Origin of the sequence: Proteus sp. CA142267 (assembly GCF_003336825.1) — a bacterium.
Classification (GTDB): domain Bacteria; phylum Pseudomonadota; class Gammaproteobacteria; order Enterobacterales; family Enterobacteriaceae; genus Proteus; species Proteus terrae.
On the sequence record NZ_QPMG01000006.1, the window covers coordinates 150,103 to 166,488 of the forward strand.

Annotated in this window: 13 protein-coding genes; 1 reads left to right on the forward strand and 12 read right to left on the reverse strand. The window is 41.3% G+C overall.

What is annotated here, in order from left to right; all coding sequences use genetic code 11:
• Nucleotides 1–109 precede the first annotated feature (109 nt).
• The 12 genes from rlmB to tsaE all read right to left on the reverse strand — a co-directional run bounded on the left by rlmB (nt 110) and on the right by tsaE (nt 14,984).
• Nucleotides 110–841 (reverse strand): 23S rRNA (guanosine(2251)-2'-O)-methyltransferase RlmB, encoded by a 732-nt coding sequence (gene rlmB / locus C0T34_RS11825; RefSeq protein WP_162556828.1) that lies wholly within the window; start codon nt 839–841, stop codon nt 110–112.
• A gap of 100 nt (nt 842–941) precedes the next feature.
• Nucleotides 942–3,434, reverse strand: a complete 2,493-nt coding sequence (gene rnr, locus C0T34_RS11830) for a ribonuclease R (protein WP_109850207.1) — start codon at nt 3,432–3,434, stop codon at nt 942–944.
• A gap of 39 nt (nt 3,435–3,473) precedes the next feature.
• Nucleotides 3,474–3,902, reverse strand: a complete 429-nt coding sequence (gene nsrR / locus C0T34_RS11835; RefSeq protein WP_036914714.1) for a nitric oxide-sensing transcriptional repressor NsrR — start codon at nt 3,900–3,902, stop codon at nt 3,474–3,476.
• 428 nt (nt 3,903–4,330) lie between these two features.
• Nucleotides 4,331–5,629, reverse strand: a complete 1,299-nt coding sequence (locus tag C0T34_RS11840; protein WP_072069601.1) for an adenylosuccinate synthase — start codon at nt 5,627–5,629, stop codon at nt 4,331–4,333.
• A 456-nt stretch (nt 5,630–6,085) separates the two neighbouring features.
• A complete protein-coding gene (gene hflC / locus C0T34_RS11845) occupies nt 6,086–7,090 on the reverse strand; it encodes a protease modulator HflC (protein WP_075672791.1) in 1,005 nt (334 codons plus the stop codon).
• 2 nt (nt 7,091–7,092) lie between these two features.
• Nucleotides 7,093–8,367, reverse strand: coding sequence for an FtsH protease activity modulator HflK (gene hflK, locus C0T34_RS11850; RefSeq protein ID WP_109401981.1), 1,275 nt, complete (start codon nt 8,365–8,367; stop codon nt 7,093–7,095).
• A gap of 92 nt (nt 8,368–8,459) precedes the next feature.
• Nucleotides 8,460–9,743 carry a ribosome rescue GTPase HflX gene (hflX, locus tag C0T34_RS11855; protein WP_098941375.1) on the reverse strand — a complete coding sequence of 428 codons (1,284 nt, stop codon included), beginning with the start codon at nt 9,741–9,743 and terminating at the stop codon, nt 8,460–8,462.
• 94 nt (nt 9,744–9,837) lie between these two features.
• Complete coding sequence (gene hfq / locus C0T34_RS11860) at nt 9,838–10,125, reverse strand: RNA chaperone Hfq (RefSeq protein ID WP_075672788.1); 288 nt, start codon at nt 10,123–10,125, stop codon at nt 9,838–9,840.
• A 109-nt stretch (nt 10,126–10,234) separates the two neighbouring features.
• Nucleotides 10,235–11,176 (reverse strand): tRNA (adenosine(37)-N6)-dimethylallyltransferase MiaA, encoded by a 942-nt coding sequence (gene miaA, locus C0T34_RS11865; protein WP_069369879.1) that lies wholly within the window; start codon nt 11,174–11,176, stop codon nt 10,235–10,237.
• On the reverse strand, nt 11,145–13,154 hold the full coding sequence (gene mutL, locus C0T34_RS11870) for a DNA mismatch repair endonuclease MutL (RefSeq protein ID WP_109850208.1): 2,010 nt from the start codon (nt 13,152–13,154) through the stop codon (nt 11,145–11,147). Before mutL ends, miaA begins: the two co-directional genes overlap by 32 nt.
• 23 nt (nt 13,155–13,177) lie before the next feature.
• Nucleotides 13,178–14,503 (reverse strand): N-acetylmuramoyl-L-alanine amidase, encoded by a 1,326-nt coding sequence (locus C0T34_RS11875; RefSeq protein ID WP_109850209.1) that lies wholly within the window; start codon nt 14,501–14,503, stop codon nt 13,178–13,180.
• Between the two features lie 13 nt (nt 14,504–14,516).
• Complete coding sequence (gene tsaE / locus C0T34_RS11880) at nt 14,517–14,984, reverse strand: tRNA (adenosine(37)-N6)-threonylcarbamoyltransferase complex ATPase subunit type 1 TsaE (RefSeq protein ID WP_075672785.1); 468 nt, start codon at nt 14,982–14,984, stop codon at nt 14,517–14,519.
• A 225-nt stretch (nt 14,985–15,209) separates the two neighbouring features.
• Between tsaE and queG the strand changes: the two genes are divergently transcribed.
• A complete protein-coding gene (queG, locus tag C0T34_RS11885) occupies nt 15,210–16,364 on the forward strand; it encodes a tRNA epoxyqueuosine(34) reductase QueG (protein ID WP_109850210.1) in 1,155 nt (384 codons plus the stop codon).
• Nucleotides 16,365–16,386 lie beyond the last annotated feature (22 nt).

Consider the following 16,386-nt stretch of genomic DNA (forward strand, 5'->3'; position numbering starts at 1 on the left):
ATGGAGGCAAGGAACTTGTTTAAGTTGTGACTGAAAAAATTGACGCGTAACTATACCCCCGCGGCCAATAAAACTCAAGGGAGTATAGATAATAAAATAAACTAAGCGATTATTTCACAATAATACGCTGGCGCATCGCTTCAAATAAGCAAACGCCAGTTGCTACAGAAACATTAAGTGATGAGACGGTACCCGCCATCGGGATACTAATCAGCTCATCACAATGCTCTCGCGTTAAGCGACGCATGCCTTCACCTTCAGCGCCCATCACTAATGCCATTGGGCCTGTGAGTTTGCTTTGATATAAAGTGTGGTCTGCTTCGCCTGCTGTGCCAACAATCCAAATGTTCTCTTCTTGCAGGAAACGTAGTGTACGAGCAAGATTAGTCACTTTAATTAAAGGAACACTCTCTGCTGCACCACAAGCCACTTTTTTGGCTGTTGCATTTAATTGTGCAGAGCGATCTTTCGGAACGATAACAGCATGCACACCGGCTGCATCTGCGCTACGTAAACAAGCCCCTAAATTATGAGGATCAGTCACGCCATCGAGTACTAATAAGAAAGGTGTACCGACTTTAGCTAATAAGTCTGGTAAATCTTGTTCTTGATACTGACGACCTGGTTTTACTTTAGCAATAATACCTTGGTGAACAGCACCTTCAGTTTGGCTATCTAACCATTGACGATTAGCGACTTGAACCAGAATGCCTTGTGCTTCTAATTCATGAATAACCGGTGTTAAACGGCGATCTTCACGCCCTTTTAATACATAAACTTCTTTAAAACGTGCAGGATCACGCTCAAGTAATGCGGTTACTGCGTGAATACCATAAATAATTTCTTCGCTCATAGCGGTGCTTACTCATTAAAAAATAAAAGGCACAAAACAGATAAAAGGCGGAGTCTCCGCCTTTTAAAAAAATAAGAAGAATAAAACGTTATGCGTTATCGCGTTTGGCTGCGCGTTTAGCTTTAAGTTTTGCCTCTATCTTTTTGGTTTGTGATGATGCTTTCTTACGTTTGCTACTTGCTTTATCTTTCGCAACTTGGTCTTTTACAGCTTTGTCTTTGCTCGCACTACCTCGACCTGATGATTTATCTTTTTTAAAGGCACTATCTGGCTCAAAGTTTTTATCTTTGCTTGCATCACGACGGCGAGACTTACTAGAACTTGCGTTTTTCTTGTCTTTTTCACCTTTTAAACCACGAACACGGGCTGTTTTACCCGGATTACGCGCGGTGCGTGTTGTTGAAATTAAAGAGAAGTCGATAGTACGTTCATCCATACTCACTGCTTCAACTTTCACTTCTACTTCGTCACCAAGGCGATAGACTTGTCCTGAAGACTCACCAATTAAGCGTTGCCCTACATTATCATACTGATAATAATCATTATTTAATGTAGAAACATGCACCAGACCATCAATAAACAGATCATTTAAACGAACAAAGAAACCAAAGCCCGTTACGCTGGTGATAATACCGGTAAATTGTTGACCAATTTGATCCAGCATAAAGTCACATTTTAGCCAATCAGCAACATCTCGTGTTGCTTCATCAGCACGGCGCTCAGTTAAAGAACAGTGCTCGCCTAATTGCAACATGGTGTCCATATCACTATGGTAGCCACCCGTTGGGGTCCAACGTTGTGAGCCATGACCCTCTTGTTTGGCAATTTGATATTTAATTGCTCGGTGCAAGGCTAAATCAGGGTAACGACGAATTGGCGAGGTAAAGTGCGCATAAGATTTTAATGCTAAACCAAAGTGCCCACGATTTTCAGGATCATAAATTGCCTGTTTCATTGAGCGCAAAATCATGGTTTGTAACATTTCACGATCAGGTCTGTCTTCAACCTCTTTCATGACACGTGCATAATCTGCTGGCTCTGGTGTTAATCCGCCAGGCAGCGTTAAACCTAATTCATTAAAGACAGAGCGTAGATTCAAGACGCTATCTTCTTTTGGTTTATCATGAATACGGTAAAGTGCAGGTTCTTCGTTTTTCTCAACAAAACGAGCGGCTGCGATATTAGCAAGGATCATGCACTCTTCAATCAATTTGTGTGCATCATTACGAACAACGGGCTCGATACGCTCAATGCGACGCTCGGCATTAAAGATAAATTTCGCTTCTTCTGATTCAAAACCAATTGCACCGCGCTGTTCGCGCGCTTTATCTAATACTTGGTATAGCTCATACAGATGCTCAATATCTTTAACGATGGGCTTATAGTGCTCACGCAGTTCTTCATCACCTTGAATGATTTTCCACACTTTGGTGTAGGTCATTCGAGCATGAGAACTCATCACCGCTTCATAGAATTTGTAAGAGGAAAGACGCCCTTGCTCAGAAACGGTCATCTCACAGACCATACATAAACGGTCAACTTGTGGGTTTAATGAGCACAAGCCATTAGACAGAACTTCTGGTAACATTGGCACTACTTGAGAAGGGAAATAAACAGAATTTCCTCGGCTACGTGCTTCTGTATCTAACGCGGTTTGTGGACGCACATAATAACTAACATCTGCAATCGCAACCCATAAACGCCAACCACCACCTTTTTTACGTTGACAATAAACGGCGTCATCAAAGTCTCGCGCATCTTCACCGTCAATAGTAATTAAAGGTAAGCCACGTAAATCAACTCGCCCTTCTTTAGCTGATTCAGGCACTTCCTCTTTTAAATCAGCAACTTCTTTTGTCACTTTTGCAGGCCATGTATACGGGATCTCATGAGTACGTAATGCGATTTCTACCGCAATACCTGTTCCCATGGTTTCACCTAAGATCTCAACAATACGACCTACTGCTTGCGTGCGTCGAGTTGGTCTTGTCGTGATCTCAACCACCACCACATTTCCCATACGCGCGCCCATGATATCCTCTTTAGGGATAAGAATATCAAAGCTTAAACGACTATCATCAGGTACAACAAATCCCATACCTGACTCAATAAAATAACGACCTACAATTTGGTTATTTCTTGGTTCAATAACACGAACAACACGACCTTCACGGCGACCTTTTCTATCCATACCTAAAGGTTGGGCAAGGATAACATCGCCATGCATGGTTTTTTTCATTTCATCTTGTGAAAGATAAAGGTCATCTTTTTGACCTTCTGCACGTAAAAAACCATAACCATCGCGGTGACCGATTACCTTACCTTTCCATAAATCAAGACGTTCAGGTAATGCATAGCACTGGCGACGGGTAAAAACTAATTGACCATCACGCTCCATCGCCCTTAAACGGCGACGTAACGCTTCTAAGTCTTCTTCACCTGAAATTTTTAACGCCTGTGCTAAATCGTCACGGCTCATTGGTGCCGTGCGTTTTTTCATTTCTTCTAAAATATATTCGCGACTAGCAATTGGAGAGGCGTATTTTTCTGCTTCTCTATCCTGAAAAGGATCTTTTGACATTATGACCTCCAAGCTATCAGATTTGATGAAATAGTAGACTCAAACATCTTCTAATAACAATTTATATAAGGAGCTATTATTCTCAACTAGCTCTGCGAGTGTGTGACGGTCTAACTCTTTCAAAAACTGCTCGATTGCCTGATTCAACACCAGTTTTAGTCGACAAGCTGGGGTAATGTGGCAAAACTCAGCACTACAGTTTACTAATGAAAGTGGCTCTAAAGCACGAACAACCTCACCCACAATGATATCTGTTGCAGGCTTGCCTAAACGGATCCCTCCATTTTTACCGCGAATAGCCTCAACAAAACCTAAATGGCTAAGTTGATTAATAATTTTCACCATATGGTTACGTGAGACGCCATAGACTTGTGTCACTTCAGTGATACTTGTCATCTTGCCTTCTGGCAATGAAGCCATATATATCAATGCCCGCAATCCATAATCTGTAAAACTGGTTAATTGCACAATGACCTCTGAAAAGTGGTTTTCCCTATTAAAGTCGTTAAGGGATAAGTAATTATTAATGAGAATATCATTTTATTAAGCAATATTATGTTTAATTTTTGGACATTTAGCAAAGATATGCTCAAAAGTGGGTTATTTCCATATCTCACTTGACTATTAGCAAAATAATAGCGACATCGCAGGCAAAGAAAAAGCGATACTGTCGATTTTCAACAGATCGCTTTTCTATTTCTGACTCTACAACAATAACATTGTCTTATTGTTTTTTACGCGTTACCGATAAAACAGAAGCAAAACCGAGTGTAAAGCTGTCTTATCTTGTATGTGTAACACGTATTTTTATCTCAATTTAACCAACAAACAGATACGAAAAAATCGCCCCTGTCATTTTCAGGGACGATTTTCACATCAAACCAATTTAATGCAGATTATGCATCAAATGGATGACGGAGAATGATGGTTTCTGAACGGTCTGGGCCTGTAGAAACGATATCAACAGGAACACCTGTTAACTCTTCTACGCGCTTGATGTAGTTCAGCGCTGCTTGTGGCAGTTGAGCGTGATCTTTCACACCAAACGTCGTTTCGTTCCAGCCTGGCATTGATTCATAGATAGGCTCGATACCTTCCCAATCATCAGCAGCTAAAGGTGTTGTATCAATCACTTCACCGTTTGGTAAGCGATAGCCTACACACAGTTTCACTTCTTTCAGACCATCTAACACATCCAGTTTAGTCATGCAGAAACCAGACAGTGAGTTGATTTGAACAGCGCGACGAATAGCGATGATATCTAACCAGCCAGTACGACGACTACGGCCTGTAGTTGCACCAAATTCTTGGCCTTTCTCACGTAAGAAGTCACCCACTTCATCAAACAATTCAGTTGGGAATGGACCTGCACCTACGCGAGTAGAATAAGCTTTGATGATCCCTAACACGTAACCAACATAGCGAGGGCCTAAACCTGAACCTGTTGCCACACCACCAGCGGTTGTGTTTGAAGAGGTTACATACGGATAAGTACCGTGGTCGATGTCTAATAAAGTACCTTGTGCACCTTCAAACATCACTAACTCACCGTTTTGTGTTGCTTTGTACAGTAAGTCAGAAACATCAACAACCATACCAGTCAGAATATCAGCGATTGCCATGATATCGTCTAAGGTTTTTTGGTAATCAACAGGTTCAACTTTGTAGTAGTTCACCAGTTGGAAGTTATGGTATTCGATGATTTCTTTGAGTTTTTGTGCAAACGCTTTTTTATCAAACAGATCGCCAACACGTAAACCGCGACGAGCAACTTTATCTTCGTAAGCAGGACCGATACCACGGCCTGTTGTACCGATAGCTTTTTCGCCACGAGCTTTCTCACGCGCATTGTCTAATGCGATGTGATAAGGAAGGATTAATGGGCAAGCTTCAGACAGAAGTAAACGAGAACGAACAGGAATACCACGATCTTCAAGTTGGGTCATTTCCTTCATCAGTGCTTCCGGTGATAAAACGACACCGTTTGCTATGATGCTAACAACATTTTCACGGAGAATGCCTGATGGGATTAAATGAAGAACGGTTTTTTCACCGTCGATGACTAGAGTGTGACCCGCGTTATGGCCACCTTGGTAGCGAACAACATATTTAGCGCGTTCTGTCAGCAAATCGACTATCTTGCCTTTGCCTTCGTCACCCCACTGGGTGCCCAATACGACAACGTTATTACTCATTTCAAAATACACTCGGTTGCTTAAAAAAGGATTCTACCATCTCAATTCAAGAGTTACAGTAGATTTTATCTAATTATGTCATCCCCGCTTTTAAGCAATAGATTATCTTGCCATTGTCAATATTTTTGCCCGAAAAATCCGCATCATAAACATGTTGTGACTTTTATCAATAGTTTTGATCGCAAAAACAGGAAGCAGAGTGACATAAAAGTGAAAACGGCGAAGAAGACGCTTCGGAATTGCCGAAGGTTTATCTTGAAATGCAATTTTCACTTTATACTATCCCAGCTAAAACCATTTTGGAAACCATTAAGCGTAAATTTTCATCTTTTTATGCACAATTATTTATTTCTTAGCTTGATTGCTATCTTTATCTTATTGATATCAAAAAAATCCCCCACTTTTTAAGGGTGGAGGATTTTATTATTTACTCAAACGGTTTAACGCGTTTAGAAATTACTCTTCAATCGCTCGCGCTTTTGTTGGTGCTTTCATATAGCGTAAGAAGTCGCTATCAGGGCTTAACACCATGACGTCATTGCCGTCTTGGTTAAAGCTCTTCTCATAAGCACGTAAGCTACGAATGAAGGCATAGAAGTCTGGATCTTGGTTGAATGCATCAGCAAATAGTTTAGTTGCTTGTGCATCACCTTCACCGCGAAGACGTAATGATTCACGCTCAGACTCAGCCAGTGTCTCTGTTACAGTCTTATCAGCAGCTGCACGAATTTTCACCGCTTGCTCTTGACCTTGTGAACGGTGACGACGAGCAACGGCCTCACGCTCTGCACGCATACGCTGGTAAATCGCTTCAGAAACTTCCATAGGTAAGTTGATTTGTTTGATTCGAACGTCAATCACTTCAATACCTAAAGCCGCCATACTGTTCATATTGATAGCTGGAGCTTGGCCTTTAGTTTCTTCAGCCACTTTTTTAGCTGCAATCGCAATTGCATCATCAGCAGCGCTTGAATCACGAGAAGGAGTACCTTCATTCAGTGCATTACGAACATCAATGGTTAAACGACCACGAGAATCCGTAATAATTTGGTTTACACTCATACGACCAATCTCAGAACGTAAACGGTCACTGAATTTACGACGCAGTAAAGTTTCAGCTTGCGTTGTATTACCACCACCTGTTGCCAGATAGTAAGTACTGAAATCACTGATACGCCATTTTAGATAAGAATCGACTAATAAGTCTTTGTTCTCACCTGATAAGAAACGGTCTTGCTGGATATTCATAGTTTGAATACGCGCATCCAGTTTTTTCACATTCTCAATGAATGGAATTTTAAAATGAAGACCTGGTTCATAAACAACAGGTTTATTTTCAGCATCACGCACAACTTTCGCAAAGCGTAAAATGATACCACGCTCATATTGTTGAACGACAAATACAGAGGAGTACAACAACGCTAAAATAATAACTGCAACAACAGCGATAACTTTACGCATGATTATTGTCCTCCTTGATTATTGCCATAAGGCTGACCATAACCGCCATTATTACTACCATATCCACCATTACCATAAGTCGTTGTTGCTGGTTTTTGTGCCGGTGCTGGATTTACAGTTGGAGCGGGTGTGTTGATACGAGCAGGTGCCTCAAATGTATTTGATGGTGCAGATTGAGATTGCTGACGTAACATTTGCTCTAAAGGCAGCACTAACATGCTATTGCCTTTATCATTAGCGATGACTTTACGTGTTTTTGATAACACTTTTTCCATCGTTTCAATGTAAAGACGCTCGCGAGTAATTTCAGGAGCAGCACGATATTCAGGTAAGATTTTAGCAAAGCTAGCTACCTCACCTTCTGCTTTCATCACCACACTGGTTTTATAAGCGGTTGCTTCTTCAATCATACGTTGCGCGTTACCTTTTGCTAACGGTAACACTTCGTTTTTATAAGCTTCAGCTTGACGAATTGTTTTTTGTTCTTCTTCACGAGCAGCAATTACGTCATCGAATGCCGCTTTTACCGCTTCTGGTGGGCGAGCCACTTGGAAGTTGACGTCCACAATCGAGATACCCATGTTATAAGGGCGGATAGTCTCTTCTAATTCTTGACGTGTTTGGTCACGAATTTCTGAACGGTTAGAAGTCAGAATTTTTTCCATTTCTGAACGACCAATAACGCCACGTACTGCGCTGTCAGTTGCCTGACCTAAGCTGTTAATTGGTGTTGTCAGGTTAAATAGGAATGTTTCTGGATCAGAGACAACATACTGCACGTTTATCTCAACTTGAACCATGTTTTCATCTGACGTTAACATCATGCCACCCGTGGTTAAATCACGGATAGTTTTTACGTTAACAGGCTGAACTTCATCAATGAAAGTCGGTTTCCAGTTCAGACCAGGTTCAACGATTTGATAAAATTTACCAAAACGAGTCACAACGCCTTGTTCTGCCTCTTTGATGGTATAAAAACCACTTGCAGCCCAAACCACGACAACCGCACCTAATGCAAGAGAAATCAAAAGATTTCCAGCATTGCTACGAGGACCGCCATTTTGCCCAGAAGAGGAGTTCCCACCTTTTTTACCGCCGAAACCACCAAGCTTTTCACTCAGTTTACGGAACATATCATCGAGATCTGATGCTCCACGATTCCGACCTCCTTGATTGCCGTTGGAGTTACCGTTGCCATCGCCATTATTATTGCCGCTGTTTCGGTTACCCCACGGGTCGCGGTCTTGTCCGTTGTTACCGGGCTGATTCCACGCCATGTTCTAGCTCCATTATTATGATTAGATTTATCAGGCTTAAGAGCCGATTTCGTCGCCAGCTCTCAGTTAATGTTCATTATTATGGCCGAATATCAGACCACGTAATCCAATAAATTTGGTTCCTGCTTGCAAAGGCGGCGCCAGTCTACCATAGGCATACGTATGATTAGCCCAACTTTACCGTCTTTTTCAATCCATTCACGTTCTATTGACTGTAATTGATAAAAACGACTACGTAAGCGCCCTGTATTTTCTGGCGGTAAACGTAATTCAAAGTGTGCGATCTCACCTGAAAGACGTTCTGTCAACGCCTGATACAACAGAGGAATACCTTCGCCTGTTTGTGCAGAAACCCAAACCCTAATGGGTAAGTTTTCTTCATTTCGATCAATTCTTGGAGTGAAGTCTTCAAGAAGATCAATTTTGTTCATAACATGCAGTGTTGGTATTTCTTGAGCATCAATCTCTTCTAATACACTTTCAACTGCATGAATATTTTCCTCAAAACGGCTATCTGCTGCATCAATCACATGAAGAAGTAAGGTAGCTTCTCGTGTTTCTTGCAAAGTGGCTTTAAAAGCAGCAACAAGATCATGAGGTAAATGTCGAATAAATCCAACCGTATCGGCTAATACAACGGTTCCCACATCATCGACCTGAATACGTCTTAATGTCGGATCTAGTGTTGCAAAGAGCTGATCTGCTGCATACACATCAGAACAGGTAATATGATTAAACAAACTCGATTTCCCTGCATTTGTGTAACCAACAAGGGATAATGTTGGAATATCAGCTTTACTCCGCGCTTGCCGTCCTTGTTCGCGCTGACGCTCAACCCTACCCAATCGCATTAGAATTTGACTAATTTTACCTCGGAGTAAGCGGCGGTCTGTTTCTAGCTGAGTTTCACCTGGTCCTCGTAACCCAATCCCCCCTTTTTGTCTTTCAAGGTGAGTCCACCCTCTGACTAAACGAGTTGATAAGTGACGTAACTGGGCGAGTTCTACCTGTAGCTTTCCTTCATGGGTTCTTGCTCTTTGAGCAAAAATATCAAGGATAACTCCCGTGCGATCAACCACACGGCATTCACAAAGTCTTTCCAGATTTCGTTCTTGTGCAGGTGTTAGTGCATGGTTGAATAAAACGACATCTGCACCACTTGCTTTTACAGCTTCGGCAATTTCTTCTGCCTTACCTTCACCCACATAATATTTAGGATGAGGCGCTTTGCGATTTCCTGTAATAATCTGAACGGGTTTAACACCCGCAGATGTCACCAAAGATTCAAATTCTTGCAAATCATCAACGTTCTTTTCTTGAGAAAAGAAGACGTGCACTAAAACGGCTAATTCGCCACCTTCATAACGATCAAACAAAGGCGAAACCTCTTGGACTTTATAAAAACAGGAAAAAACATAGGTAAAGTCTCCCTACCTATGTTTTTCTTATATCAAGAATAATATTGGATTATTATTCTGCAACATCATCCTGCTGAGCAGCGCCACCATTGTAGCCAGTACCAGTTTGGTTCGTGCCTGTGTTGCTATGATGAGAAACAGGACGCGAAGGTACCACGGTAGAGATAGCATGTTTGTATACCATCTGACTTACTGTGTTTTTCAGCAAAATAACAAATTGGTCAAAAGATTCGATCTGACCCTGCAATTTAATGCCGTTTACCAAATAGATAGAAACGGGAACCCTTTCACGACGTAATGCGTTCAGGAAAGGATCTTGCAAAGATTGCCCCTTAGCCATTCTATGTTTTCCTTATTTTGTTGTTTTATATTAGAACCCAATTGGTTCGAAAAATGAACTACTCAAAAATTGCGCTTTGGCAACTATCAATTTTACACAAACCTACCATCTATGCACTAACTACCTGCAAAACAGTGTCAAGAGATTGTTTTGGATCTTCACTATCAAGCCAGTGAATGTCATTCCAACCTCTTAACCAGGTGATTTGTCGCTTCGCTAATTGCCGGGTAGCGCAGATCCCTCGATAAACCATCTCATCATAATCTATTTCGCCTGATAAATATGACCACATCTGGCGATAACCGACACAACGTACAGAAGGTAGATCTTCATGCAGATCGCCCCGTTCATATAATGATTTTACTTCATCTTCAAATCCACACGTTAACATCTGTTTAAAACGGGCTTCAATGCGTTGGTGAAGAACATTTCTATCTTTCGGAGCAATCGCAAACTGATAAACATCATAGGGCAAAGACTCGCCTGATATTTTTGTCAATTCTGTCATTGTCTTACCTGAAATCAGGTAAACTTCTAGCGCACGAGAAAGTCGTTGAGGATCATTAGGATGGATCCGTTGTGCTGCTACGGGATCAACCAATGCTAACTCTTTATGTATTGCCTCCCACCCTTGCTCTGCTGCTTTTTTTTCTATTTCAGCACGAACATCCGAATTGGCACTGGGTAAAGGCGATAGACCTTCAAGTAACGCTTTAAAATATAGCATAGTCCCACCCACTAATAGTGGAATTCGCCCAGCCGCAGTAATTTCTTCCATTGCATTTAATGCATCACGTCGAAAATCCGCAGCGGAATAGGGAAATGCGGGATCTAGAATATCAATTAATCGATGTGGAGCAAGCGATTGCTCATTCGCATCCGGCTTCGCTGTACCGATATCCATACCACGATAGATAAGAGCTGAATCCACGCTAATAATATCTACAGGCAGTTTCTGTCTCAGTGCAATTGCTAATGCTGTTTTACCTGACGCTGTAGGTCCCATTAGGAAAATTGCTTTAGGTTTTATTTGCGTGTTCACATCGCTCATTATTTAATGCCACTACCACTGGTTGTAAATCAATTAATTGTAATAAGTTTTTTGCTGGCTGTCTGACATATTGAGGGCAGAGTCTTTCAATATCAGCCAATAATCCTACTGCTTGAGCTTGCGACCATTGAGCCTGCTCTGCCCCTAATTGTTTTGCAAACCATTGTCCAAGTTGTTGCTCGGTACAAGATTGTTCTGCTGACAAATAGGCTAATAATGCGGTCAGCAACACAGGTAAATTTTGCTGTCGCAAAGGTAACGACACTGCATGTATTGTTGCTTTACCGTGAGAAATTTCGATAACGATCCCGAAATGACTAATTAGCGATTGAAACTGATTGAATACACTAATTTCTTCTTTGCTCAATGCCAATTTTAAAGGCACTAACAAAGGTTGTGGTTTCAATGTTTCATCTTTAGGCAGTAATTGCGCACATTTTAACAGAAAATCAGCTTCTTCCAATGATAACAGCCCAAGACCTTGTGAAGATTCTATTAACGCATATTTGTTCTGATAAATTGCCAACACTCGCCCAAAAGTATAATCAGTTTGTCCATCTTTCGCATTGACGGAACGAGGCATCACCGAAATAACATTTTCTTCAATATTATTAGTTGTATGAACGATTTCACCTAAATTCAATGGGGCACGGTCAGGAAATAGTGGTATTTTTTCTTTATCTTTTGATGTGGATACACTTTCTTGCATCATTTTTTGATAAAGCGCACCTTGTGTCCGTTGGTAGCTATCACCAAACTGACGATGCCCTCCAGATTGAGAGGCTTGCTTTTGATGAGGACGATTGTTGTGCTCTCGTTCACTGGAATGGTGCGATGATATATTTGGTGGAGTTTGAGCCACTGGTGCTTGATAAGGCTGAGAAAATACGTTTTCACCTGCAACTTGACGGTTTTCAGGAAAATTTAACGCTATTTCGTGTTCTTCTTCGTCATCTGAAGTCAGTGATAAAGGCTCTTGAGTTGCTTGCCGTAAAACACTCAACACACCTTGATAAATAAAATCATGAACCAAACGAGATTCATGAAAACGAACTTCATGTTTCGCAGGATGCACGTTTACATCGACTTGGTGAGGATCAACACTTAAGTACAAGATGTAAGAAGGTTGCTGCTCTCCTTGCAAATATCCTTCGTAAGCTTGGCGAATAGCATGATTAATCAACCTATCACGCATCATTCGTCCATTCACATAGCAATACTGAATTTCACTACTTTGCACCGGTGATAAAGGGTGTTCTACCCAACCTTTTATTGCTAAATCACCATGTTCCCACGATAAATGCATTGATTGGTTGACAAAATTATTACCACAAATCGCACTCAAACGGCGATTTTGCTGACTTTCATCTTTCACTGCACGGTATTGCCGAACACGCTTACCGTTATGGGTAAGATTTATAGAGATATCAAAACGCGATAATGCAATGCGACGTACCACTTCATCAATATGTGCAAACTCTGTTTTTTCAGTACGTAAGAATTTACGTCTTGCTGGCGTATTATAAAAGAGATCAAGCACTTCAACTGTACTTCCGACAGGATGAGCGGCAGGTTTAACAGTCACCGCCATATCTCTGCCTTCAGCGTAAGCTTGCCATGCTTCTTCTTGATCTTGAGTACGCGATGTCAGTGTTAAACGGGAAACTGAGCTAATACTCGCTAATGCTTCACCACGAAAACCCATACTCATTATGGCTTCGAGATCGTCAAGACTTGATATTTTGCTGGTTGCATGGCGAGCAAGTGCTAACTTCAAATCATCACGATTGATACCACACCCATTATCACGAATACGAATAAGCTTGGCACCACCTTTATCGATATCAATATCAATTGAGGTCGCGCCTGCGTCTAAACTATTTTCCAGCAACTCTTTAACGACAGAGGCTGGTCTTTCAACAACTTCCCCTGCAGCAATTTGGTTTGCAAGCTGAGGAGGTAATAAATTTATCGCCATTACCTTTATTCCATTTTACTCAATCAATTAGGCGCGTTTTGTAAAGGATGAGCCAGAAAATAATTTCTTAAACCCGCATGAATAGATGCCGCGAGTTTCTCTTGATAAGCATCAGAAATCAGTAATTGCTCTTCTGACGCGTGGCTGATAAAGCCTGTTTCAACTAAAATTGAAGGGATATCAGGCGAACGTAACACACCTAAGCTCGCATGTTCTGGTGTTTTCTTATGTAGTGAACCCACTTTTCTTAGTTCAGATAATACAGCAACAGCAACGTCATAACCTACTCGCTGCGAATTACCAAACTGCAAATCAAGTACTGTTTGACTTAAATAAGGATCAGCACCATCCAATGCATCACCGGCACCACCGAGTAATTCAGACTGTTTCTCGCTTTGTTCAAGCCACTTACCTAATTCACTGTTTGCACGACGATTAGAAAGCACCCACACAGAAGCGCCTCTTGCGCTGCGATTTGGCGCTGAGTCTGCATGAATAGACACTAACATATTCGCGCTTTGCTTACGGGCAACTTCAGAGCGCCCAGCAACTGAGATAAAATAATCGCCACTACGTGTTAGAACAGGTTTAAACATAGGATCATTACGTAAGCGCGCTTCCAACTTCCTTGCCACACTTAGCGTTACATCTTTTTCACGATTACCTTTCTGACCAATTGCTCCCGGATCTTGCCCACCATGACCCGCGTCTATCGCAATAATAATTTGGCGAGAGCCCGCTTGTGGTTTTGATGGTGTATTACGTGGCTTTACAATAGGAACAACAGGTGTGACTTCTGCTGTCGGCTTGGTCATTAAAGGCGCCATTTCCCTATTTGTATTTGCAGTTGATGTAGTTGTGGTTGCTGTCGATGATAACGTAACAACACTTACTGTCGATTGAGCATTGCTATTTTGTCGACTATTTATAGCTTTGATAGTAAGCACTAACTTATAGCCACCACTTACATTCATTAAACTCTCAGTTACGACAACAGGCTGAGCAAGCTCCAGTACTATACTTTGGTATTGGCTATCTTTTGATTGCGTTGTGCGAATTTTATGAACTAACTGCCCATTGCCTAATGTTGCAGGTAATCCTGTAATTTTTGTGTTCTGTTTAAAATCCATCACCAAACGGTCAGGACTTTTTAATGAATAATATCGATAACTAGGCTTCCCATCACGAAAAGAGAATGTGAGAGTTGTTGCTGAAATACCGTTTTCTGCTTTTACTTCTGTCACAGTAGCGGCTTGTGCTATTTGCACAAAAAATAAAGACAAAACAACCAACAGAAAGGCAACAACATAGCGCTGACTTTGACTCACAATGGTGATGAGACTCGACATAATCAATATTCCTTTATGCAGACTGAATACGGGATAAAACAGTATTCCCTCTTTGTGAAAGGGCAACAAAACGCGCTTTTCGACCTTCATCTTCGTAACTTAAATGAAGTTCTAAATCAGCGTTAGGTAAAAAGCCTTCGCCTTGAGATGGCCACTCAATAAGGCATAACGCGTCTTGCTCAAAATAGTCGCGTATTCCCATAAACTCCAATTCTTCAGCAGAAGCTAAACGATAAAGATCAAAATGATATACAGGATTTGGCGAAAGCATATAGGGCTCAACTAATGTATATGTTGGGCTTTTAACATGCCCTTGATGACCAAGCGCTTGCAAAAAGCCTCGGCTAAAGGTTGTTTTTCCAGCACCAAGATCGCCATATAAATAAATGATCAATCCGCTATGATTAGTCGCCATTGCAACAGCACGCCCGAGTTCAACTGTCGCCGCTTCATCTTCTAATGTAACAACCCATTCTTTCATATTTAATATAATCTATTGTTAAGTTATAACGGCTTAATAAAGAGAGATCGTTGGAGAACATCAAATACTAAGCTTTATATGTTTTCTTAAGGCAAATAGTTATCGAAATCACTATCAAATAACCATACCATAAATCTATTTATTGCGAGGATTTTTCCTACTGCCTCACTATGATACACTGCGCGCTCTTAGGACTCACCTCTTACCTATTGATTCGGTTTATTCATGTCATCACTCGATCTTAATCTTCTCGCTCAAAACATTAAATTATGGGGTTCTGAGCTAGGTTTTCAACAAACAGGGATATGTGATACTGACTTATCACTTGAAGAGCCTCGCTTGCAAGCGTGGTTAGATAAGCAATATCACGGTGAAATGACGTGGATGGAAAAGTATGGAATGACACGAGCCAGACCTCATGAACTGGTTCCGGGTACATTACGTGTTATCAGTGTGAGAATGAATTATCTTCCTACGGATGCAGCTTTTGCACGAACCTTAAATAATCCAGAACAAGGTTATATCAGCCGTTATGCACTTGGTCGGGATTATCACAAAGTATTAAGACAACGTCTTAAAAAACTCGGCGAAAAAATTTCACAATATTGTCAGCAATTCGAATATCAAGGGGTAGTCAACTTTCGTCCTTTCGTTGATTCAGCACCTATTATGGAGAGACCATTAGCCGTTAAGGCTGGACTTGGTTGGGTTGGTAAACACTCACTTGTTATTAACAATCAAGCTGGCTCTTGGTTTTTCCTTGGTGAACTACTGATTGATTTACCCTTACCTACTGATAGCCCTGTTGAAGAGCAATGCGGTAAATGTGTCGCCTGTATAACAACCTGCCCGACAGGTGCCATTGTTGAACCTTACACTATTGATGCTCGTCGCTGTATTTCTTATCTCACTATCGAACTCGATGGTGCTATTCCTGAAGAATTTCGTCCTCTGATGGGTAATCGCATTTATGGCTGTGATGATTGTCAGCTTATCTGCCCTTGGAATCGTTTTTCATCACTGACTGACGAAGAAGATTTCTCTCCGAGAAGAGCACTTCATACCCCAGAGTTACTCGATCTTTTTCAATGGAATGAAGATAAATTTCTGCGTATTACAGAGGGTTCACCGATCCGTCGTATTGGCTATTTACGTTGGCTTAGAAATATTAGCGTGGCGTTAGGAAATGCGCCTTATCAAGATAAAATTATACTTGCCTTACAAGAACGCTTTGGATTGAGTGATGTTTTAGATGAACATTTAAACTGGGCGATTGCACAACAGACAGCGAAGAGAAATGAGAAAGAAGTAAAAATACAGACTTCACAACAAAAACGCTTAGTAAGGGCGATAACTAAAGGCTTACCTCGTGACGCTTAATTTTTAACAGAATAAACGCATT

Excerpts from the sequence above, each read along its gene's own strand:
- rnr (WP_109850207.1), bottom strand. The coding sequence starts at position 3,434 with ATGTCAAAAGATCCTTTTCAGGATAGAGAAGCAGAAAAATACGCCTCT.
- C0T34_RS11840 (WP_072069601.1), bottom strand. The coding sequence starts at position 5,629 with ATGAGTAATAACGTTGTCGTATTGGGCACCCAGTGGGGTGACGAAGGC.
- hflC (WP_075672791.1), bottom strand. The coding sequence starts at position 7,090 with ATGCGTAAAGTTATCGCTGTTGTTGCAGTTATTATTTTAGCGTTGTTG.
- hflK (WP_109401981.1), bottom strand. The coding sequence starts at position 8,367 with ATGGCGTGGAATCAGCCCGGTAACAACGGACAAGACCGCGACCCGTGG.
- hfq (WP_075672788.1), bottom strand. The coding sequence starts at position 10,125 with ATGGCTAAGGGGCAATCTTTGCAAGATCCTTTCCTGAACGCATTACGT.
- miaA (WP_069369879.1), bottom strand. The coding sequence starts at position 11,176 with ATGAGCGATGTGAACACGCAAATAAAACCTAAAGCAATTTTCCTAATG.
- mutL (WP_109850208.1), bottom strand. The coding sequence starts at position 13,154 with ATGGCGATAAATTTATTACCTCCTCAGCTTGCAAACCAAATTGCTGCA.
- C0T34_RS11875 (WP_109850209.1), bottom strand. The coding sequence starts at position 14,503 with ATGTCGAGTCTCATCACCATTGTGAGTCAAAGTCAGCGCTATGTTGTT.
- tsaE (WP_075672785.1), bottom strand. The coding sequence starts at position 14,984 with ATGAAAGAATGGGTTGTTACATTAGAAGATGAAGCGGCGACAGTTGAA.
- queG (WP_109850210.1), top strand. The coding sequence starts at position 15,210 with ATGTCATCACTCGATCTTAATCTTCTCGCTCAAAACATTAAATTATGG.